The organism is Chryseobacterium sp. 3008163, assembly GCF_003669035.1.
GTDB lineage: Bacteria > Bacteroidota > Bacteroidia > Flavobacteriales > Weeksellaceae > Chryseobacterium.
Genome location: NZ_CP033070.1, coordinates 4,463,817 through 4,483,933, shown reverse-complemented (window position 1 = coordinate 4,483,933; position 20,117 = coordinate 4,463,817). Strand labels below are relative to the sequence as shown.

The 20,117-nt window shown below is 35.4% G+C and carries 20 protein-coding genes; 7 read left to right on the top strand and 13 right to left on the bottom strand.

From position 1 onward, the window contains the following. Window positions 1–82: 82 nt before the first annotated feature. The 3 genes from EAG08_RS20835 to EAG08_RS20825 form a co-directional block, all read right to left on the bottom strand. A complete protein-coding gene (locus tag EAG08_RS20835) occupies window positions 83–3,013 on the bottom strand; it encodes a reprolysin-like metallopeptidase (RefSeq protein ID WP_129537125.1) in 2,931 nt (976 codons plus the stop codon). 197 nt (window positions 3,014–3,210) lie between these two features. Next, entirely contained in the window at window positions 3,211–3,708 is a 498-nt protein-coding gene (locus tag EAG08_RS20830) for a DinB family protein (RefSeq protein WP_129537124.1), read from the bottom strand. Between the two features lie 19 nt (window positions 3,709–3,727). Then, a complete protein-coding gene (locus EAG08_RS20825; protein WP_129537123.1) occupies window positions 3,728–4,867 on the bottom strand; it encodes an acyl-CoA dehydrogenase family protein in 1,140 nt (379 codons plus the stop codon). A gap of 191 nt (window positions 4,868–5,058) precedes the next feature. Here EAG08_RS20825 and EAG08_RS20820 point away from each other — a divergent pair, with 191 nt between their 5' ends. The 5 genes from EAG08_RS20820 (at window position 5,059) to purF (ending at window position 10,755) form a co-directional block, all read left to right on the top strand. Beyond that, window positions 5,059–6,933 carry an endonuclease gene (locus tag EAG08_RS20820; protein WP_129537122.1) on the top strand — a complete coding sequence of 625 codons (1,875 nt, stop codon included), beginning with the start codon at window positions 5,059–5,061 and terminating at the stop codon, window positions 6,931–6,933. Between the two features lie 109 nt (window positions 6,934–7,042). Further along, the gene (locus EAG08_RS20815) at window positions 7,043–7,648 is read left to right on the top strand and encodes a SatD family protein (RefSeq protein ID WP_129537121.1); all 606 of its coding nucleotides are present in this window, start codon (window positions 7,043–7,045) and stop codon (window positions 7,646–7,648) included. Window position 7,649: 1 nt separating this feature from the next. Further along, on the top strand, window positions 7,650–8,345 hold the full coding sequence (locus EAG08_RS20810; protein WP_129537120.1) for a DUF3307 domain-containing protein: 696 nt from the start codon (window positions 7,650–7,652) through the stop codon (window positions 8,343–8,345). A gap of 68 nt (window positions 8,346–8,413) precedes the next feature. Continuing rightward, window positions 8,414–9,136, top strand: a complete 723-nt coding sequence (gene purC, locus EAG08_RS20805; protein WP_129537119.1) for a phosphoribosylaminoimidazolesuccinocarboxamide synthase — start codon at window positions 8,414–8,416, stop codon at window positions 9,134–9,136. Window positions 9,137–9,255: 119 nt separating this feature from the next. Further along, on the top strand, window positions 9,256–10,755 hold the full coding sequence (gene purF, locus EAG08_RS20800) for an amidophosphoribosyltransferase (RefSeq protein ID WP_129537118.1): 1,500 nt from the start codon (window positions 9,256–9,258) through the stop codon (window positions 10,753–10,755). 522 nt (window positions 10,756–11,277) lie between these two features. On the opposite strand, the gene EAG08_RS20795 is transcribed toward purF, so the two are convergent. The 4 genes from EAG08_RS20795 to EAG08_RS20780 all read right to left on the bottom strand — a co-directional run bounded on the left by EAG08_RS20795 (window position 11,278) and on the right by EAG08_RS20780 (window position 14,458). Further along, entirely contained in the window at window positions 11,278–12,324 is a 1,047-nt protein-coding gene (locus tag EAG08_RS20795; RefSeq protein ID WP_129537117.1) for an alpha/beta hydrolase, read from the bottom strand. A gap of 12 nt (window positions 12,325–12,336) precedes the next feature. Next, window positions 12,337–12,927 (bottom strand): sugar O-acetyltransferase, encoded by a 591-nt coding sequence (locus EAG08_RS20790; protein WP_129537116.1) that lies wholly within the window; start codon window positions 12,925–12,927, stop codon window positions 12,337–12,339. Window positions 12,928–13,012: 85 nt separating this feature from the next. Further along, window positions 13,013–13,891: a helix-turn-helix domain-containing protein gene (locus tag EAG08_RS20785; RefSeq protein ID WP_129537115.1), complete on the bottom strand. Its 879-nt coding sequence runs from the start codon at window positions 13,889–13,891 to the stop codon at window positions 13,013–13,015. 129 nt (window positions 13,892–14,020) lie between these two features. Then, entirely contained in the window at window positions 14,021–14,458 is a 438-nt protein-coding gene (locus tag EAG08_RS20780; protein ID WP_129537114.1) for a nuclear transport factor 2 family protein, read from the bottom strand. A 124-nt stretch (window positions 14,459–14,582) separates the two neighbouring features. Here EAG08_RS20780 and EAG08_RS20775 point away from each other — a divergent pair, with 124 nt between their 5' ends. Next, window positions 14,583–14,981: a winged helix-turn-helix transcriptional regulator gene (locus EAG08_RS20775; protein WP_129537113.1), complete on the top strand. Its 399-nt coding sequence runs from the start codon at window positions 14,583–14,585 to the stop codon at window positions 14,979–14,981. A gap of 48 nt (window positions 14,982–15,029) precedes the next feature. Here the strand turns inward: EAG08_RS20775 and EAG08_RS20770 are convergent, their stop codons facing one another. The 6 genes from EAG08_RS20770 to EAG08_RS20750 all read right to left on the bottom strand — a co-directional run bounded on the left by EAG08_RS20770 (window position 15,030) and on the right by EAG08_RS20750 (window position 18,994). Next, on the bottom strand, window positions 15,030–15,362 hold the full coding sequence (locus EAG08_RS20770; RefSeq protein ID WP_129537112.1) for a nuclear transport factor 2 family protein: 333 nt from the start codon (window positions 15,360–15,362) through the stop codon (window positions 15,030–15,032). Between the two features lie 7 nt (window positions 15,363–15,369). Beyond that, window positions 15,370–15,888 (bottom strand): helix-turn-helix transcriptional regulator, encoded by a 519-nt coding sequence (locus EAG08_RS23015; RefSeq protein ID WP_317126291.1) that lies wholly within the window; start codon window positions 15,886–15,888, stop codon window positions 15,370–15,372. Continuing rightward, a complete protein-coding gene (locus EAG08_RS23010) occupies window positions 15,828–16,280 on the bottom strand; it encodes a hypothetical protein (RefSeq protein WP_317126290.1) in 453 nt (150 codons plus the stop codon). The genes EAG08_RS23015 and EAG08_RS23010 overlap by 61 nt, the downstream gene beginning before the upstream one ends. Window positions 16,281–16,292: 12 nt before the next feature. Continuing rightward, window positions 16,293–17,102 (bottom strand): SDR family oxidoreductase, encoded by an 810-nt coding sequence (locus EAG08_RS20760; protein WP_129537111.1) that lies wholly within the window; start codon window positions 17,100–17,102, stop codon window positions 16,293–16,295. Between the two features lie 233 nt (window positions 17,103–17,335). Further along, window positions 17,336–17,911: an NAD(P)H-binding protein gene (locus tag EAG08_RS20755; RefSeq protein WP_129537110.1), complete on the bottom strand. Its 576-nt coding sequence runs from the start codon at window positions 17,909–17,911 to the stop codon at window positions 17,336–17,338. Window positions 17,912–18,013: 102 nt separating this feature from the next. Further along, complete coding sequence (locus EAG08_RS20750) at window positions 18,014–18,994, bottom strand: aldo/keto reductase (RefSeq protein ID WP_129537109.1); 981 nt, start codon at window positions 18,992–18,994, stop codon at window positions 18,014–18,016. 377 nt (window positions 18,995–19,371) lie between these two features. On the opposite strand from EAG08_RS20750, the gene EAG08_RS20745 reads away from it, so the two are divergent. Further along, window positions 19,372–20,115 (top strand): AraC family transcriptional regulator, encoded by a 744-nt coding sequence (locus tag EAG08_RS20745; protein WP_317126289.1) that lies wholly within the window; start codon window positions 19,372–19,374, stop codon window positions 20,113–20,115. Window positions 20,116–20,117: the final 2 nt, after the last annotated feature.

Below are 20,117 nucleotides of genomic sequence, written 5' to 3'. Positions count from 1 at the left end.
AATCACTTATTACCAATTATTCATTACTGATAAAAAAAGACCGCCATTTCTGGCAGTCTCTTCAAGTTTAATTTTTTAATGGTTAATTTTTGATAAATCTTTTTGAGATTTCACCAATCTGGATTGTGTATGCTCCTGCGGTAAGGCTGCTTACATTCACTGTGCCTCTTTCGAGTTTTCCTGAGTTGATTAGTTTTCCACCCATATCGAAGATTTTATAATCCTCTGCGTTCGTATTTGAAATATTTAAAATATCTCTTACAGGATTTGGATATAATTTAATATCAGTCAATACATTTTTGACATCAAAATCATTTCCTCTTCCTGGTGAAAGAATATTTAAAGTATAATCTTCAACCTGTCCGTAAGTGTAAGATCCGCAAGATGATGAAGGAACAGAATTGTACTGCATCATTACTCTCATTCTCGTACTTCCTAAAGTTGCTGTTGAAGGAATCGTGATTGATTCTGTTACAGGAGTAGTTTGCGAACCTGTTTTTGTCCAAACCAATTCTCCGCTGTCTGTAAAATCACCGTCTTTATTATAATCAATGTAAACTGCGTACGCTTCATTATATTTAGTTGACGTCCAAACCGGAGTGATAGAAATTGCATTTGCAGTTCCTGTGGTTACATTTGTTGAAATAGAAGTGAAGTTTTCGTATCCAGCAGTTCCTGTTGAAGTATTATTGATGCTTCCAAATGTTACATTTCCAATTCTTTCATCTGCAGTATTCGTAGCGGTTGCTGTACAATAAGTAACAGTGCTTCCCGCAAGAGTAGTTACTGTTGCCGTATTGCTTGCTGTAGAAACATTTCCTGCTGCATCTTTAGCTCGTACAGTAAAGCTATACATTGTAGAAGGAGTCAAACTCGTTACAGTATACGTTGTAGAAGCAGTATTTCCAATCAATGAAGAACCCTGATAAACATCATAACCAGTAACACCTACAGCATCTGTTGCGCCAGACCAAGAAAGATTGGTGGTTGTAGAAGTTGTTCCTGAGGCTGAAAGAGTAGGAGCAGTAGGAGCAACTGTATCTGTGCTTCCGGATCCTGCATTTACTGAAATATTAGCATTATTGACATCAAAGAAAATATGATTGCTTCCTTTTACCATAATTCTTCCTGTTGTTGTCGTAACATTCGGAATTACTACCGCTTGAGAACCGTCATTCGGAGTTCCAGCCAACAAAGTAGTCCAAGTTGTCCCAGAATTTGTCGACCAAAGAATATCTACATTGGCTGCGTTGACACCATTTGCAGTTGTTCCGGCTACGTTCCAGGTTATGTTTTGTGAGCTTCCTCCTGCGTAAGTTGTCGCTGTACCTTGTGAAGTAATAATGAAGGGTCCTGCAGTTGCATTCACGGTAACTTTAGCATCGTCAGAATTGTTTCCGGAACCTCCGGCTCTGTTATCACGAACTGTAAATCTGAAATTTAAAGCTCTTGCTACAGAAGAAAGTGCTTCGACATTGATTTCTGAACCAGCTGTGGTTGTTGCACCTGCTAAAACAGAAGCCATTCTTGGGAAATATCTTACAGGAGTTGTCGTTGGTGTCCAAGATCTGAATGTTGGTCCTGTTGCTTTTGTTGCGCTTGCTGCAGAACTTGCTCCTGTTTGAGAAGATGAAGCGTTGTCAACTTGCTCCCAGATATAGGTTAAAGAATCTCCATTTGCATCAGTTCCCGTTCCTGTCAGCATAAATGGTGTGCTTTTCGGAATGGTATAATCTAAACCAGCATCTGCTGTTGGAATTGAATTTCCTGTAGAAGTGCTTACCGGACAGGTTTTAGCTTTAATATTATTCGTAATCTGTTGAATACTTATCGCATGAAAGAAAGAATCTGAATGCGGCTGAATATCCTGAGCCGTAATTCCGGCATAACCCATGATTGTTGAGCCTGAGCCCGGTTCCATATTCACGCCGGTTCCTTCATTTCCGTGTGAAAAAGTGTGATTACCACCAAATTGGTGACCTAATTCGTGCGCAACATAATCAATATCAAAATTATCACCCGATGGGATTCCGTCTGATGGGGAAGTATATCCGCTACCTTTCGAACCATTTACACAAACGCATCCAATACAGCCAGCATTTCCGCCACCTCCTGAAGCTCCAAATAAATGCCCTACATCATAATTTGCTTCACCAATAACTGATGTTAAAGTTGACTGAAGCTGAGAATTCCAGTTGCTCATTTGTGCAGCAGCAGAATAAGGATCTGAAGACGCACTTGTATAAATTACCGCATCATTATTGGCTATTAAAACCATTCTTGCTGCAAAATCTTTTTCAAAAACACCGTTTACTCGGGTCATCGTATTATTCATTGCAGCTAAAGCGAGTGCTTTTGTTCCTCCAAAATAAGTTGTGTATTCACCTGTTGAAGAAAGCGCCAATCGGAATGTTCTTAATTTAGCATCATCTGCGTTTGGTCTTGCTGCAAGAGTAGTGCTGCTGATTCCTTTTTGAGCAACATCGATAACAGTGCATTCAAAAGTATTTAAGTTATCTTTTTTATCAGATTTCTTATAGACTACATAAGAAGAAAGATCTTTTGTGTAAGGTTCAATAAAAACAGCCGATTTGTCACCATAAATTTCCATTGAAGAGAGTCCCAGAGGAGAAATACTGAAGTAAACCGTAGAGTTAGGATCTTCAAGACCTTCGCCAACGTAAGATTTAATATCCGGATATTTTGCCGCAAGCTGAGGATCAAAATTTGAATTTTCTCTTACTTTAAAGTTCTCTAATTTTCCGTCAGAATTTGGAAACGAAATAATAATTTCTGATTTTGCTCCCGAAGCTAATCTTTTTGGGGCTTTAGCAAGAGCGTTTTTTAATCCATTGATATCAAGCTGATAAATTTTAGGATTAAGAATGTTTGTTTTGTTTTCTAAAACTTCTGAGTTTGTTTTTGAAGAAGCTTCAGACCATAGTCGATCAGTCTGAGCGAAAGAAATGCCTGAGATAAAAAGCATTCCAATCACAAATAGTTGTTTTTTCATAAAAAATATTATTTTGATTGTGGAATACCAAAGCTAATAAAATATTCTTTATGAAAAACAAAAAATTTAAGAATAATTTAGATAATTGATTTAATTTATTATGCAACACATTAAATATACGGTAAATACTTCTTTCAAAAAAAATAGCATACGTTATTTACGTATGCTATTAACTTATTAATAATATAATTATGAACTTACATTTGATCGTCGGCAGTTGGTCCGTACATCCCAGGAACTTTATTTCCTGTAGACCTTAGGTAAACAATCAGTTCACCTCGGTGATGATACAGATGGTTGTACAAAAACGAACGAATTACCTGAATTTTTGGCATTGGAGGAAAGATCGAATTGCCGTCCATTTCCATTTTCCATTCATTCATCATCGTATTTTCATCCCATTTTTCTATAGCTTGCTGTGCATTCGCAACATTCTCTTCGAACTTTGCTACAATATTTTCTGCCTTAGAAATGTCACCTTTATCGTATTGGTATGTGCCCATATCCAAAACGTCTTTATTAAAAGTAACATCATACCAATTGTAAACTTCAGAAATATGAGAAGCCAACTGGGCCGTAGTCCAATTGATTTCAGATGGTTTAAAATCCAAAGCACTGTCCGGAATTGCTTTTAAAAGTTTTCTCGTGCTCTCTGCTTCATGCAAAAATTCGTCTAATAATATTTTTTTTATCATTGTGTGTTTTTTTAATAGTTTACTTTGTAATTTCTCTGCCGATAACCAATCTTTGGATTTCAGAAGTTCCTTCTCCAATGGTACATAGTTTAGAATCTCTGTAGAATTTCTCAGCAGGGAAGTCTTTTGTGTAACCGTAACCTCCGAAAATCTGTACAGCGTTATTAGAAATTCTAACACAAGCTTCAGATGCGTACAATTTTGCCATTGCACCTTCTTTTGTCATCTTTTGCTTAGCATTTTTCAATGTAGAAGCTCTTTGAATCAACAATTCTGAAGCGTCGATTTCCGTAGCCATATCTGCCAACATGAAGTTGATTGCTTGAAATTCAGAAATTGCTTTCCCAAACTGTTTTCTTTCCTGAGCGTATTTTAAAGCAGCTTTATAAGCTCCTCTTGCAGTTCCTAGACTTAAAGCAGCGATAGAAATTCTACCTCCATCTAATATTTTCATTGCCTGCTTAAAACCTTCACCAACTTCTCCCAAACGGTGAGAATCTGGTACACGAACATTATCAAAAATAAGTTCTGCAGTTTCTGAAGCACGCATTCCTAATTTATTTTCTTTTTTCCCAGAAGTAAAACCAGCCATACCTTTTTCAAGAACGAAAGCGGTTGAATTATTTTTAGCTCCAATTTCACCTGTTCTCGTCATCACAACAGCGATATCTCCTGAAATTGCATGAGTGATAAAGTTTTTAGCTCCATTGACTACCCATTCGTCACCATCTTTAACAGCAGTTGTAGACATTCCGCCAGAATCAGATCCTGTATTGTGCTCTGTCAATCCCCAAGCTCCAATTACTTTTCCAGTAGCTAGCTGAGGAAGCCATTTCATTCTTTGCTCTTCGTTTCCGAATTCATAAATATGATTGGTGCATAATGAATTGTGAGCTGCAACAGAAAGTCCGATTGACGGATCAACCTGAGAAATTTCGTCCAAAATGGTCACATACTCATGATATCCCAATCCAGAACCACCATACTGCTCAGGAATTACGATTCCCATGAAACCCATATCACCTAATTGATGAAATAATTCTTTAGGAAAAGTCTGACTTTCGTCCCATTCCATAATATTGGGTCTGATATTTTTCTCAGCAAATTCTTTTGCTGTTTCAGCTATCATTTTAATGTTGTTGATAGTTTCTGTATTCATATTAGATAATAGTTAGTGCCCAAAGATACTTAAATTGCCGAAATAGTAAAAAAAATTATTATCACATCAATGTTTTTCGCCTAATGTTTTATTTATCAGTTTTTTATATTTTATAAATTAATATATTATTAATGAAGTTCAATACATTAAATTACAATAATTTACTAATTTAGCCATCCAATTTTAAGAGAATGAAAAAAATTTTACTTCCTATATTTTTAATTTCATCATATGCTTTTGCACAAATTCCTGCAGGATATTATGATGGAACTACAGACTTGACAGGATATACCTTGAAAAGTAAAGTACACGAAATCATCTCAGCAAATAACGTGAACTGGCATTATAGCGATTTGCCCAACTATTACAACCAAACAGATTTAGATAAATATTATGATCATGGTACAAGTAATACTAGCTTTTTATTAGATATTTACTCAGAAATTCCTTTGGGACCAGATGCTTACGAATATACATCGGCAAACTTACTTTCTGGCGCAGGCGCTGCTGAAGGTCTTGGTTACAACAGAGAGCATGCGGTTCCTCAGAGTACATTTAACAGTAATTATCCTATGTATTCTGATCTTCATTTTGTGATTCCTACCGATGCCAGAATCAATAATTTACGTAGCAACTATCCATACGGAATAGGGAACTCGACCGTTCACCATACTTTTTCTAATACTTCGAGAATAGCTAACAGCGCAATTCCGAATTACGTATATACCAATAGAGTGTATGAACCCATTAACGAGTTTAAAGGTGATATCGCAAGAATGTTGCTGTATTTTGGGGTAAGATATGAAGATAAATTACCTTCATTCAATTATTCAACCAACATAAACCCTGCAGTAGACCGCTCTGCACTAGACGGCACTGCCGAACGTGCTTTTGATCCTGCCTACATCACCATGTTATTGCAGTGGCATCAGCAAGATCCTGTTTCGCAAAGAGAAATAGACAGAAATAATGCAGTATATAATATTCAGAAAAACAGAAATCCTTTTGTCGACAATCCTCAATGGGTAAATACTATCTGGACGCAAACTCCGGATGCTATCGCTCCGCAAGCGCCTTTGAATTTAAACTCTACGCAAGCAGGAGCCTATTTTACAAATTTAACATGGTCATCGAGTACCAGCACTGACGTTATCGGATATAACATTTATCAAAATGGAACGTATCTAACTACCACAAAATCAAACTCGATTATTATTGATCATTTAAATCCATCAACCTCATATTCATTCACAGTTCGGGCATACGACAATGCTTACTTACAATCAGCAGATAGCAATACAATTTCGATATCAACTTTAGCCACAGACGTAAATTCTAAAGATCTTTTCGTCGTTAAATACATTGAAGGAACAGATAATAACAAAGCAATAGAAATTGTAAACAAAACGGGACATGAAGTTGATCTAAACAATTATAGCATCAGAGTTCAGTTTTACAATAGCAGTTCTCCAACACCTACTTATTACTATGGAAATAGTTTTGAATTGGAAGGAAAAATTCCAAATAATGAAACTTTTATCATTCTTAATCCAAAAGCGACACTTTCCTGTGTAACAAATAATGAAGCAGATTTCCTGACAGCTGGTGATGCTTTGAATTTTTCGGGAACTCAATATGTGGAATTAGCATACAAATCTTCAACAGTGGATGCAATTGGAATGAAGGCGGTACAAAACAATAATGCAAATCTTTCTTTGTACAGAAAGCCTACCGTAACACAGCCGAGTACAACTTTCAACAGTGGAGATTGGGACTCTTATGCAGCAAACTACTGTCAAAATTTAGGTGTACTTTCTACTTCAGAAGACCAATATGTTGATACTGAAGAATTTAAAATTTATCCGAATCCGGTTCGTGATTATATTTATGTGAAAGGAAGTTTGCAAAAAATTGATGAAGCGCAGATTTTAGATTTTTCAGGGAAATTAATTTTTACAGAGAAAAAACCTTTTAAAAACAAAGAAAATATTTCTGTAGGGAATTTACAGTCAGGAAATTATCTGCTTAAATTAGACGGAAAAATCTACCCGTTTATTAAGAAATAAAATTAAAAATACCGTAACATTGATATAAGCAGATTCACTAATAATTAATATCTATAAGTGTATCTGCTTATAATTTTCACATATAAGTATTTATGCTTATATTTGCAGAATGATAGCGGTCATCACGGGTGATATTATTAATTCGCAACATGCAGACACTGAAGTTTGGATTACCAAACTAAAAAATCTTCTTGAAAAGTGGGGAAGTGCTCCACAAACATGGGAAATATACAGAGGAGACGAATTTCAGTTCAAATGCAGTATAGATGACGTTTTCTGGCGTTTTCTAGCCATCAAATCTCTTATTAGAAGTCAGGAAAATTTAGACGTAAGAATTGCCATAGGCATCGGTGAAGAAAACTTTTCATCAGAAAAAATCACTGAATCTAACGGTACAGCTTATGTAAATTCCGGGAGATTATTGAATGATCTTAAAAGTGACGGGCACACCGTTTCTATCAAAACTTCCAACGATTCTTTAGATCGTGATCTCAATATTTTGCTTAAATGGTCTTCAAAAGATTTTGACAGCTGGACGATGGCAACAGCCGAAATCATCCACGAAATGATCATGAACAATGACATCACACAGGAAGATCTTGCCAAGAAATTTACGATATCACAATCCTCAATCAGCCAAAGGCTGAAGCGCGCAAACTACGAATTGATCGTAGAAACCAATCAATATTTTAGAAAGAAAATCTCAGAACTGTAACATGATATTTACTCAACTCATATTGGCACATCTACTCGGAGATTTTATTCTTCAGCCAAATTCTTGGGTTTCAGATAAAGAAAACAGAAAACTGAAGAGCAAATATTTGTACCTTCACGTTCTGATTCACAACGTGTTAAGTTTTATTTTTCTTTGGAATCTTGAGTTATGGTGGGTAGCCGTATTGGTGGGAATTTCACATTTAATCATCGATTCCGCAAAGCTTTATTTTCAGAATATTAAAACTAAAAAAAGATGGTTTTTTATCGATCAGATTTTGCATATTGCAGTGATTGCGGGAGTTTCTTTTTATTTTAATGAATTTAATTTTGAATTTTTAAAAGATCAAAACACTTTAAAAATAATTGTAGCAGTGTTGTTTTTGACAAGTCCTGCATCAATTATTATTAGAACTTTACTGTCTTCATGGACGCCTGCTCCGGAGACACAAACCAGTTTACAGACCGAATCTTTATCAAGTGCCGGAAAATATATAGGAATCTTAGAACGCCTTTTGGTTTTCACATTTATCATGGTGAATCATTGGGAAGGCGTAGGATTTATGGTTGCAGCAAAATCTGTTTTCAGATTCAGCGATCTTGCTCAGGCAAAACAAAGAAAACTGACAGAATATGTACTCATTGGTACATTGCTAAGCTTTGGAATGGCAGTTTTAACAGGAATTTTAATTAAGTAAAATAATATAAATCTAATGCAGAAACGGAAGTCGTAGATTCGCGAATTCCTTTAAAAAAAGTAAAAATTATGAGTCAAAAGAAAGAAATGTTGTATGAAGGTAAAGCAAAACAGGTATTTGCTACCGATAATCCTGACGAAGTAGTAGTACGTTTTAAGGACGATGCTACAGCATTTAACGCTCAAAAAAGAGGATCAGTAGATTTGAAAGGTGAAATGAATAACGCCATCACCACTCTTATTTTTGAATATTTAAATGAAAAAGGGATTAAAACTCATTTCATTAAGCAATTGGACGAAAGAGAACAATTGGTAAAAAAAGTATCTATTATTCCTTTAGAAATGGTGGTAAGAAACTATTCTGCGGGAAGTATGGCACAAAGATTAGGTGTTGAAGAGGGAATTAAATCTCCGGTAACAATCTTCGATATCTGCTACAAAAAAGACGAATTGGGAGATCCGCTAATCAACGATCACCACGCAGTTTTCTTAGGTGCGGCTACCTATGAAGAATTAAAAGAAATGTATGCACTAACTGCAGACATCAACGAAATTCTGATTGACCTTTTCGACAAAATGAATATCATCTTAGTTGATTTCAAAATTGAATTAGGAAAAACTTCTGACGGCGAAATTATTTTGGCAGACGAAATTTCTCCTGATACTTGCAGACTTTGGGACAAAGACACGATGAAGAAGTTGGATAAAGACAGATTCAGAAGAGATCTTGGTGAAGTAACTGAAGCTTACGTTGAGATCTACAACAGACTGAAAACTTTACTAGGTAAGTAATTTAGGCTAGAAGCCAGAAGTTGGATGCTGGAAGTTTATCGGCAAAAATTAAAAGTTTAGTTGTAAACTTCAGACTTCAAGCTCCCAGCTTCCATCATCAAAATTTAGAAAAAATAGAAATGAAAAGTTTAGACATTCATAAAAGTGAATATTTAAAACAGTTTGAGACTCAAACCTACGGAAGAAATCTTTTCAGAACGCAGGAAGAAGAAAGACTGGATGCTCCCAATGAGGAGTGTGGTATCTTCGGAATGTATTCTGACAATGATCTCGATACGTTTTCTCTTTCACAGTTCGGGCTTTTTGCGCTTCAGCACAGAGGTCAGGAAGCTTGTGGTATTTCTGTTCTAAAAGACGGGAAAATCACCAACATGAAAGATGAAGGTTTGGTTTTGGATGTTTATAAAGAGATCAAAGATCCTGAAACTTTTATGGGAAATTCTGCAATCGGTCACACCCGTTACACGACTGCAGGAGATAAAAAGAAATATAATTTTCAGCCATTTTTCGCCAAAAACGAATATGACCAGATTATACTTTCTATTGCTCACAATGGTAACTTAACCAATGCGAGAGAATTAAAAACAGAATTGGAAGCTGAAGGCGTTGTTTTCAGAGCCACTTCAGATTCTGAGGTTATTTTAAGATTAATTCAAAAAAATCTTGATTTAGGTCTTCGTGGAGCGATTAAAGCGACAATGGAGAAAATTGAAGGTGCGTATTCGGTTGTTGGAATGACGAGAAATAAATTCTTTGCATTCAGAGATTTCAACGGAATTAGACCCTTGGTTTTGGGTGCAGTTGACGAAAAAACGTATGTTGTTGCTTCAGAATCTGTCGCTTTAGATGCAGTTGGAGCTCAATATGTGAGAGATATTCTTCCAGGAGAAATTATTTACACCAACGAAAACGAGCCCGGAAAACTGAATTCTTACATGGTCAATGAAGAAAGAGGAAAACAAAGAATCTGTTCATTTGAATATATTTACTTTGCAAGACCCGATTCTACATTAGAAAATATCAATGTTTACGAAATCAGAGAAAAATCTGGTGAGAAAATCTGGGAACAGGCTCCTGTAGAAGCAGATATCGTGATTGGTGTTCCTGATTCTGGAGTTCCGGCTGCGATTGGTTTTTCTAAAGCTTCAGGGATACCTTTCCGTCCGGTTTTGATTAAAAACAGATACATTGGAAGAAGTTTTATCGTACCGACTCAGGAAATGAGAGAAAGGGTAGTTAACTTAAAGCTAAACCCGATTATTTCTGAGATTAAAGGAAAAAGAGTCGTAATCATCGATGATTCAATCGTTCGTGGAACGACTTCAAAAAGATTAGTAAAAATTCTAAAAGAAGCAGGTGTTAAGGAAATTCACTTTAGAAGTGTATCTCCGCCAATTATTGCACCTTGTTATTTAGGAATTGATACGCCATCGAAAGATGATTTGATTTCTGCAAATATGTCGACTGAACAGTTGAGAGATTATTTAGGTGTAGATTCTTTAGAATTTTTGAGTACAGAAAACTTAAAAGTAATTTTAGGTTCTTCAAACCATTGCTTTGGATGCTTCACTGAAGAATATCCGGTTGCAAAAGGAGAAGAAATAGAATTGTTTAGTTAAGAGATAATAATTGACTTACTAAAAAGACATACTGATTAATTTCAGTATGTCTTTTTATTTTAGAGAACTATCAGTTTACAAGTATAAAACATCTTAAAGCCACTATTCCACTTTAAATTAAAAAGTCTTATAATTTATATTATGTTAAATAGGATATTTTTCAAGACTCGTATCTACCTGAATTACATATAAAAAACAACATTTTTGAAAATCTAAATTTTTAGACTTTATCCGATTATATAATTTAAATTTTAATCTCGTCAGCCATTCAGTTTTATAAATAAATTTTCTATTATGAAACTTGCAAAAATTTTAATAAAATAATTTGTTTGAATTTTCAATTTCCCTAATCGCTGAGAATCCAATATTTATTTTTCTTTGGAAATTATTCTTATAAACAAACTTACAGCATTTTCAATTTTGAAGACTTTTTTGTTACTTACTTTCTTTTTATTGATTGCATTTAAAGAAAAAAGGTTTACCTGCAAAACATAAATAAACCTTTCGAATATTTAATTTAAATTATTTCAAATTTGCTCTGAAAAAACTTTCTAATTTATCAAAAGGAATTATATCCATTTTATCATACAAATCCACGTGAACAGCGTTTGGAATAATCAGCAATTCTTTCGGTTCATTTGCCACTTTAAAAATATCTTCACTAAAATATCTAGAATGCGCATTTTCTCCGGCAATCAAAAGCATTGGTCGTGGTGAAATTTCTTTTACATAACTTAAGATCGGCATATTCATAAATGCTATCGGGTTCGTAATTAGCCAAGCTCCGTTCGAGTTCACAGAATTGACATGAAAACCACGCGGCGTTCTGTAATAATCGAAATATTCTTTTACAAACTGAGGTTCATTGCCTTTCAATGTTTCAGGTAAATTTCTTGGTCCGTCGGTAGGTTTTCCTCTTTCGGCATCTTTCCATCGTTGTTGACCCAAATTTTCCAAAGTTTTGGTTCTTTGTTCGGGTATTACAGAATCATTATACCCTTTTGACATTACTCTCGTCATATCATACAAACTTGTCGTGGCAACAGCTTTCACTCGTTTATCAATCGCTGTTGCATTCAAAGCAAATCCTCCGAAGCCACAAATTCCTATGATGCCGATTTTGTTTTTATCGACGTTTTTCTGCAATCCTAAAAAGTCAATGGCTGCACTGAAATCTTCAGTGTTAATTTCCGGAGAAGCTACATTTCTTGGTTCTCCTCCACTTTCACCCGTGTAAGATGGGTCAAAAGCTATAACAGCAAAACCTCTTTCTGCCATTTGATTGGCATATAATCCTGATGACTGTTGTTTCACTGCACCGAATGGTCCGCTGATTGCCAATGCAGATAATTTTTCATTCCCAACATTTTTTGGAAGGTATAAATCTCCCGAAAGTGTGATTCCGTAACGATTTTTGAAGTGTACTTTTTGGCGGGTCACTTTATCGCTTAACTGGAATGTATAATGTTCTTTTGTAGTGGTCATTTTTTCTAAATTTGATTTTACTTTTTGTGAGAATAATTGTCCTGTGAACAGAAACAATATTGTAACTGCTAATGCTTTTTTCATATTACTTCGAATTTAAATTGTTTTAATAAATTTTGCAGGAATTCCACCAACGACGGTATTATCAGGAACATCTTTAGAAACTACAGCTCCTGCAGCGACTATGGCATTTTCGCCAATCGTTACACCAGGTAAAATCGTTGCATTAGCACCAATCCACGCATTTTTTTTGATAAGAATAGATTTGCAAATCAGACCTTTTCTATCTTTGGGATTTAATGGGTGATTTTCGGTAATGAGACTTACTTTCGGGCCAATTAAAACATCATTTTCGATGATAATTCCGCCTAATGCAAGAAAGGTACAGTCGAAATTAATAAAGACGTTTTTACCAATGGTAATGTGCTTACCATAATTGATGTAAATGGGTGTGAAGACAGCAATATCCTGAACTTCTTTGTCTAAAATTTGAGATAATATGTCTGTAATTTCTTCAGGATTTGAAGAATTATTCATCTGATTAAGCAATACTTTTACAGCAAAAGCTTCTTCTCGCAATTTGTCTATTTGTGAATCGTTTGGAAGGATAGTTTCACCAGCTAAAAGCCTTTCAAAAATATCATTTTGAAATAATTTAGAACCGGAATTATGCTTTGAATCTGACATTTTAAATTGATTTGATTATCAGATACAAAGATATCACGACTTATAAGCAAGCCGTTAAAGATTATCAAACCAAGAATTAAGAAAATCAAACTTCAGTCAGTCGAAAAGCTTTAGGATTGGTTCCTGTTTGTTTTTTAAAGAAATTATTAAAATAAGTTGGATATTCGAAACCTAGCGCATAAGCGATTTCGGAAATGCTCCAGTCGGTGTGCTGCAAAAGTGCTTTTGATTCTGTAATGATTCTTTCGGTAATATGCGAAGTCGTAGATTTTCCGGTGACTTCTTTTACTGCACGATTCAGATAATTGATGTGCACATTCAGATGCTGAGCATAATGTTGCGCTGTTCTTAATTGAAGAGGATTTGCAGTGGTTTCAATCGGAAATTGTCTTTCGAGTAATTCTAGAAAAACAGAGGTTAATCTTGACGATGCATTCTTGCTTTGCTCATAATTTTCAGAAGGCTCCATCTTCAAAGATTCGTGGATAATGAGACTTATATAATTGCGAATCAATTCATCTTTAAACACATATTCGCTCTCTTGCTCAGCAATCATTTTTTGGAAAATAGTATTAAGAAAGTTTCTTTGTTCAGAAGTTATTTTCAAAACCGGAGTTCCGCCAATCTTAAAGAATGAAGATTGCTGAAGACTCTCGGAACGTTCAGAATTTTTAAAGAATTCGGCAGAGAAAAGAATGGTATAACCCACATATGTTGTAGAAATCGTTTCCCAGGAGTAAGGAATATGCGGATTGCCAAAAAAGAGAATTGTACCTTCCTGCTCATAGGTTTTATCAGAATAGTGAATTTTACTTTTTCCGGTTGTAAGGCAAATTTTATAGAATTCTTTTCTGCTGTAGGTACGCGTTTCATTACTGTCATTTTCAATTTGAAATGCCTTGAATCCCTGAAGTTTCAGTTCATTATTAAACTCAGAGAGAACTCGTGTAACCTTCTCTTTCATTTTACAAAATTAAGAAATTCAAACTTATCTTATTTTAAATATAACCAAAATATTAAAACGCCAATAGAATTCTCTGCCGAAACAAAAAATTCTACCGCTTTAATAAGTTAAAAAAATTCTGACAGACTATTATGAAATAGCTCTCGACTCAATTATCACAAAATATCCAATTCTGTCTTTAATCAGCCATTTGCCGTTTTGGAAAACGTAAAAGTCTTCATACTTCACACTGTAATCCGTTAAAACATCCTTTCCGTTAGCTTCACGAATCATTTTAATCTGAGAAAAAGAAATGCCTGTAGCTGTTTCGCCGTCGATTTTCACGGTATGTTGTCCGTTCAATGTGAAATAGGTTTTTACTTGTGAAGCGTGCAGATTAAAATCACTTTCCATATTTTCTCTTCCCGAAACATCTGCAACCAAAGCACCACCCATAAAGACTTTGTACGTGACATCAAGAGTAAACAAATCCATCACCTCAGAGATTTTCCACTCATCACTTAGGTACGCATAATTGTCAATCAATTCTCTTAAATCTTGTTTTGTTTTTAAAATTTCTAATGTCATAATTTTGTTGTTTAATTAAATTTTAAATTACTTTCTGTAATTATTCTTGGACAAAATTATATTATATTTGCTTACATTTTATTAGTTGTTACCTAAAGGTTAGCGACTAACATAAACCAAAGTTATGTCAGAATCAAAAGGAAATCAAACAGATAACAAGGCATTTACTGAAGATTGTCATAAGGTTTTAATGGCAGTTTCGGATGCATTATATGCCATCGGTGGCAAATGGAAACTGATGATTATCATCGCAATGGCAAGAGGAAACAAGCGTTTTACAGAAATTCAGCGTCAAGTCAGCGGAATTTCTGCAAGAGTACTTTCCAGCGAACTGAAGGAACTGGAAATGAATGGTTTTATCATCAAAAAAGTAGAAAATGGTTATCCCGTAAGTATAGAATATGAGCTTCTACCCTACAGCCATACTTTGGAAGAGGTCGTAGGTGCAATGACAAAATGGGGAATGCAGCATCGGGAAAAAGTAAAAGCCGAAATGGGTTCGGAAAAATCTAAAAAACAATAATAAGCATTAAAAAACCTTCTTAATTTAAAATCAGGAAGGTTTTATTTTTCAAATCAAATCTGCTTTTACAAATTCAATTTTATCGTTTATAAAAGTAAAATCAAAGCTTCCGCCAATTTTACCTTCCGGAAAATCTCCGGTGAATTCTACTTCCAAGTGAGCTGAATTTTCTTTGAATTCTAAATTTTTAAGTTCAGTCTGAGTTTTATAGCCAATAAAATAACTCACAAAATAATCTTTGATTCCATCGTGACCGATAAATTTTCTTCCAACGGATGGGTCGTCTAAAACTGCATTTTCGTTATAAAATTCAAGATATTTTTCGGTCTCGTAACTGTTGCTGACTGCAATCCAATCTTTGATAAATGTTTCTATACTCATTTTAAATCTAGTTATGATAAAAGCCCTGTTTGAATTGTACAGGCGTCTGATTGGTCTTGTTCTTAAATAACTTATTGAAAGACTGCGGATGCTCAAAACCCAATTGATAAGCGATTTCTGCCACAGAAAGTTGGGTTGTAGTAAGGTAATCTTTTGCTTTTTCGATCAATTTTTCGTGGATGAGCTGCTGTGCATTTTGTCCCGTTAAAGACCGAAGCATATCGCTCAAATATCTTGGTGAAAGCCTGAGTTCGGTTGCGAGAAACTCAACGGTAGGCAAACCTTGATTCAATCCGTTTTCTTTATCAAAATAGACATTTAAAAGTTCCTCAATTTTCGAAAGCAAATCATTGTTCACTGCTTTTCTGGTAATGAATTGGCGCTTGTAAAAACGGTTGCTGTAATTAAGCAAAACCTCGATGTACGAAATGATTACATCCTGACTGAAGTCATCAATCGTGTTATTTAATTCTTCTTTAATATTATCAAAAACCGAAAAAATAGTCTCCTTTTCTTTGTCCGACAAAAACAAAGCTTCGTTCGCAGAATATGAAAAAATCCAAAGCTTTTAATTCGGGTTGCCAATGAATAATTCCTCAGAAAATCAGAATGAATCAGCATCGTCAAACCCTCATACTGAATATCATCTGAACTGGTAGAAAGCAACTGGTTTGGAGCCGTAAAAATCATTCCGCCTTCGTCAAAATCATAATAACTTTGTCCATATCCCATTTTTCCCTTCAATGTTTTCTTGAACGATATTTTGTAGAAATTGAACAGAAAATGCTGATTCAGAAATTTATCTTCCACAACTATATTTGCATTTTGAGTAATGCTAATCAATGGATGAACGGGCTTCCCAAAACCCAGCATCTCGTGAAGCTGCGATATGGAATCTACTTTTATCGGGTTATTCATTTCTTAATTTTTTTAATTGATTAAATCTCCAAAAGCCATTTGTTTCATCTCCTGAACTGCAGCCTCTGAACCGATTTCCAAACGACGGTTGTACAACTGATTGGCAAATTCTCCCGTCACATATCGCAATTGATTTTTTCCGTCTGTGGCAGCTTCATAAACCACATCAGCAATCCATTCCACAGGTTCGAAATTATCAGGATTCATTAATTCAAATAATTTCTGCATTCCGTCTTCATAAGCCGGATGATTGGCAACGGCTAATGATTCTCCTGCAAAATTAGTTTTAATTCCTCCGGGCGCAATGGTTTTGATGCCAACATTGTGCAAAGCCAGCTCAAAAGACATACTTTCGCTCCAGCCTTCCAAAGCCCATTTTGTAGCGTGATAAAGTGAATCTAAAGGAAAAGTCAACAGTCCGCCAATTGAGGTTGTGGTAATAAATAATCCGTTTCTGTTTTTTCTGAAATAAGGAATGAAAGCCTGCGTTACACGAATTACTCCGAGTAGATTGGTGTCCAGCTGTTTTACGATTTGTTCGTCTGTTAAAGCCTCCAAAGCACCAATCAAACCATAACCTGCGTTGTTGAAAACCACGTCAATCGTATGAAGTTTAATCGCTTTTTTTACCGTTTCCTGAATCTGCTCGAGATTGGTAACATCCAATGGAAGTAAGGTTACATTTTCCAGTTGGGAAAGCTCGGTTTCTTTTTCAGGATTTCGCATTGTTGCGATGACATTCCAGCCGTTTGACTGAAATAATTTGGCTGTCGCTTTTCCTAATCCTGATGATGCGCCTGTAATGAAAATTGTTTTTTGCATTGTCAATTTTGTTTAAATTTTATAATACAAATGTCCGCAGACGCAGTGAGGAAAATGTTGCCAAAATGAGTTTGGTTGTATCCGAAATGACGAAACAACATCCATTTAATTATAACTCTGAATTATACATTAGCAGTCGTGAAGAAGCTACATTATCTAATGTTGATAGCTTGAAAGACAAGATTCATTTATAATGGATTCATCTTGATAAAATGAAATCAGTAAACCAATTATTAATCTGGTTTGCTGATTCCCAAATTTTCATTGACATACAAATTCGGGTTATTCACCAGCTTTGAAACAAAATCAGCAATACTTTTTCTTGAAATTGCAGAACCTGTTTCCGGCTGGTCTTTTTTGGTCAAAGTGTAATCAACCTCATCAATATTGGTAAACCAATCCGGACGAAGAATAGTATAATCTAATCCGGATTTTTCAATAATGTCAGCCAATTTTCTGTAAGGAACCAAAACCGGTTTCAAGGGCGTTTCATAAATTCCGATAGAACTGATAGCGATGATTCTTTTGACCCCAAATTCCTGCATTGCTTTTACAATGTTTTCTGTCATCCATTCAAGATTTCCTTCAAGATTAACATACACAATATCTTGACCTGAAACTGCTTTTTTTATATCATCAAAATTCAAAGCGTCGCCTTCGAAAATTTCGCAATCATTAGAAAGTTCTTTAGAAATTCTGTTTTTGTTTCTCAAGAATAGAGTGATTTTTATACTTTCCAAAGGTTTTACGGCTTCAATTACAGATTTGGCAAGACTTCCGCTTGCTCCTAAGACGATTACTTTTTTCATATTTCTATTTGAATTTTTATGGATATTTCTAAATAAAAATCTGCGGAAGATTATTTTTCCCGCAGATTTATGTTTGTACTTTTTTATTAATTGATTGAACAATTATTTCCCAACTCTTGCCTGAAGCGCAGCAGGATAACGCTCTCCTACGATTTTGATTTCCTCTAAAGCAATATTGATTCTGCTCAATTCCTCTTCAGATAAACTAACATTCACCGCACCAACATTTTCTTCTAATCTGTGGATTTTTGTAGTTCCCGGAATTGGAGCGATGTACGGCTTTTGAGCCAATAGCCAGCTCAGAGCAACTTGTGCAGGCGTTGCATTACTTGATTCTGCAATTGCTTTTACGAGGTTAACCAACTGCTCATTTGCTTTTCTGTTTTCTTCGGAAAAACGGGGAACAATATTTCTGAAATCTGAACTATCAAATTTTGTATCTGCATTGATAGTTCCCGTCAAAAATCCTCTTCCAAGCGGACTGAATGGAACGAAACCAATTCCTAATTCTTCTAATAATGGAAGAATTTCATTTTCGGGTTGACGCCAAAACATAGAATATTCGCTTTGAAGCGCCGTAACAGGTAAAACTGCGTGTGCTTTTCTGATGCTTTCAACGCCGGCTTCGCTCATTCCGAAATGTTTTACTTTTCCTTCGGCGATCAAGTCTTTTACGGTTCCAGCAACATCTTCCATTGGTACATTCGGGTCAACTCTGTGTTGATACAACAAATCGATGACATCGGTTTGAAGATATTTTAATGAATTTTCTACCACTGTTCTGATGCGCTCCGGACGGCTGTCAACACCTTTAGACGAATCTCCATCGGGAAAACCGAATTTGGTAGCCAACACCACTTTATCTCTGAACGATTTCACGCCTTTTCCCAAAAATTGCTCATTCAAACCTTGGCTGTACGCTTCGGCTGTATCAAAAAATGTGACACCCAAATCGTACGCTTTCTGAATTAATGCAACAGCATCTGCTTCACTGGCTGCAGGACCATAACCAAAGGTCAAGCCCATACATCCCAATCCTAATTCTGAAACTTCTAATCCTTGTCCTAATGTTCTTGTTTTCATATTTTTATATTGAAATACTTAAAAGTATAATTATTGACTGATCTTTTTAACAGTACAAATGTCTGTCTTATTTTGAATGATCTTCTTATACCAATTACTGCTTTACTTACCATTATTACTGATATCATTTTTTAAGCGGTTTTCCGCGTAAGGGATAGAAGCGGCATCCTTTTGCGAGGAGGAACGACGAGCAAAAGATATAGCGGATAGCCCGACCCGCTTGCATTTTTGCGTTGGCAATAGGCGTTGGCAAATGCAAATGGATACGCCCAAATGATACAGATTACGGTTTCTCTTACCATTATTACTGATTTGACTCAATTTATAATCACCAATGGCTTGGAATGTCTAATTTTGTTTGATAAATAGGAAGTAAGATGGATAAAGTTGTGAATTTTAAGACAGTAAACGACTATAATCAGTTTAATAAAAATGAGACTCTGCACCCATTGGTAAGTGTGGTTGATTTGTCTAAATCTGATCCCAGAGCGGCTCATAAAATGACATTCAATGTGTTTTGTGTTGTTCTGAAACAAACCAAATGCGGAGATTTGAGATATGGCAACAATACCTACGATTATCAGGACGGAACGCTTGTGTTTTTTGCCCCCGGACAGGTGGTAGAAGTTTTGAACGAAGAAATTTATCAACCTACAGGAATTGCTTTGGTTTTTCATCCCGATTTATTGGTGAATACGTCTCTGGGAAAGAGAATGCAGGAATTTGGCTTCTTTTCTTACCATACCAATGAGGCGCTCCATCTTTCTGATAAAGAAAAAAAACTGGTGATTGAATGTTTTAAAAAAATCTCTTACGAACTGCAACAATCCATCGATAAACACAGCAAAATGCTGATTACTTCTAATATTGAACTGTTTCTGAATTACTGCATCCGTTTTTATGACCGACAATTTATCACAAGGGACAATGTTAATAAAGGAGTTCTGGAAAAATTTGAAGAGTTGGTGAATGAATATTTCTCTTCAGACAAGCCACAAAGCATTGGTCTGCCATCTGTTGCATGGTGTGCTGATGAATTACACCTGTCGGCCAATTATTTTGGAGATCTCATTAAAAAGAAACCGGAAAAACGGCTCAGGAATATATTCAGTCAAAAGTGATT

Coding starts and splice junctions, on each gene's coding strand:
- EAG08_RS20835 (WP_129537125.1), bottom strand. CDS start 3,013: ATGAAAAAACAACTATTTGTGATTGGAATGCTTTTTATCTCAGGCATT.
- EAG08_RS20830 (WP_129537124.1), bottom strand. CDS start 3,708: ATGATAAAAAAAATATTATTAGACGAATTTTTGCATGAAGCAGAGAGC.
- EAG08_RS20760 (WP_129537111.1), bottom strand. CDS start 17,102: ATGCAAAAAACAATTTTCATTACAGGCGCATCATCAGGATTAGGAAAA.
- EAG08_RS20785 (WP_129537115.1), bottom strand. CDS start 13,891: ATGAAAGAGAAGGTTACACGAGTTCTCTCTGAGTTTAATAATGAACTG.
- EAG08_RS20770 (WP_129537112.1), bottom strand. CDS start 15,362: ATGAGTATAGAAACATTTATCAAAGATTGGATTGCAGTCAGCAACAGT.
- EAG08_RS20745 (WP_317126289.1), top strand. CDS start 19,372: ATGGATAAAGTTGTGAATTTTAAGACAGTAAACGACTATAATCAGTTT.
- EAG08_RS20780 (WP_129537114.1), bottom strand. CDS start 14,458: ATGACATTAGAAATTTTAAAAACAAAACAAGATTTAAGAGAATTGATT.
- EAG08_RS20810 (WP_129537120.1), top strand. CDS start 7,650: ATGATATTTACTCAACTCATATTGGCACATCTACTCGGAGATTTTATT.
- EAG08_RS20825 (WP_129537123.1), bottom strand. CDS start 4,867: ATGAATACAGAAACTATCAACAACATTAAAATGATAGCTGAAACAGCA.
- EAG08_RS20820 (WP_129537122.1), top strand. CDS start 5,059: ATGAAAAAAATTTTACTTCCTATATTTTTAATTTCATCATATGCTTTT.
- EAG08_RS20775 (WP_129537113.1), top strand. CDS start 14,583: ATGTCAGAATCAAAAGGAAATCAAACAGATAACAAGGCATTTACTGAA.
- EAG08_RS23010 (WP_317126290.1), bottom strand. CDS start 16,280: ATGAATAACCCGATAAAAGTAGATTCCATATCGCAGCTTCACGAGATG.
- EAG08_RS20790 (WP_129537116.1), bottom strand. CDS start 12,927: ATGTCAGATTCAAAGCATAATTCCGGTTCTAAATTATTTCAAAATGAT.
- EAG08_RS20795 (WP_129537117.1), bottom strand. CDS start 12,324: ATGAAAAAAGCATTAGCAGTTACAATATTGTTTCTGTTCACAGGACAA.
- purC (WP_129537119.1), top strand. CDS start 8,414: ATGAGTCAAAAGAAAGAAATGTTGTATGAAGGTAAAGCAAAACAGGTA.
- EAG08_RS20815 (WP_129537121.1), top strand. CDS start 7,043: ATGATAGCGGTCATCACGGGTGATATTATTAATTCGCAACATGCAGAC.
- EAG08_RS20755 (WP_129537110.1), bottom strand. CDS start 17,911: ATGAAAAAAGTAATCGTCTTAGGAGCAAGCGGAAGTCTTGCCAAATCT.
- EAG08_RS20750 (WP_129537109.1), bottom strand. CDS start 18,994: ATGAAAACAAGAACATTAGGACAAGGATTAGAAGTTTCAGAATTAGGA.
- purF (WP_129537118.1), top strand. CDS start 9,256: ATGAAAAGTTTAGACATTCATAAAAGTGAATATTTAAAACAGTTTGAG.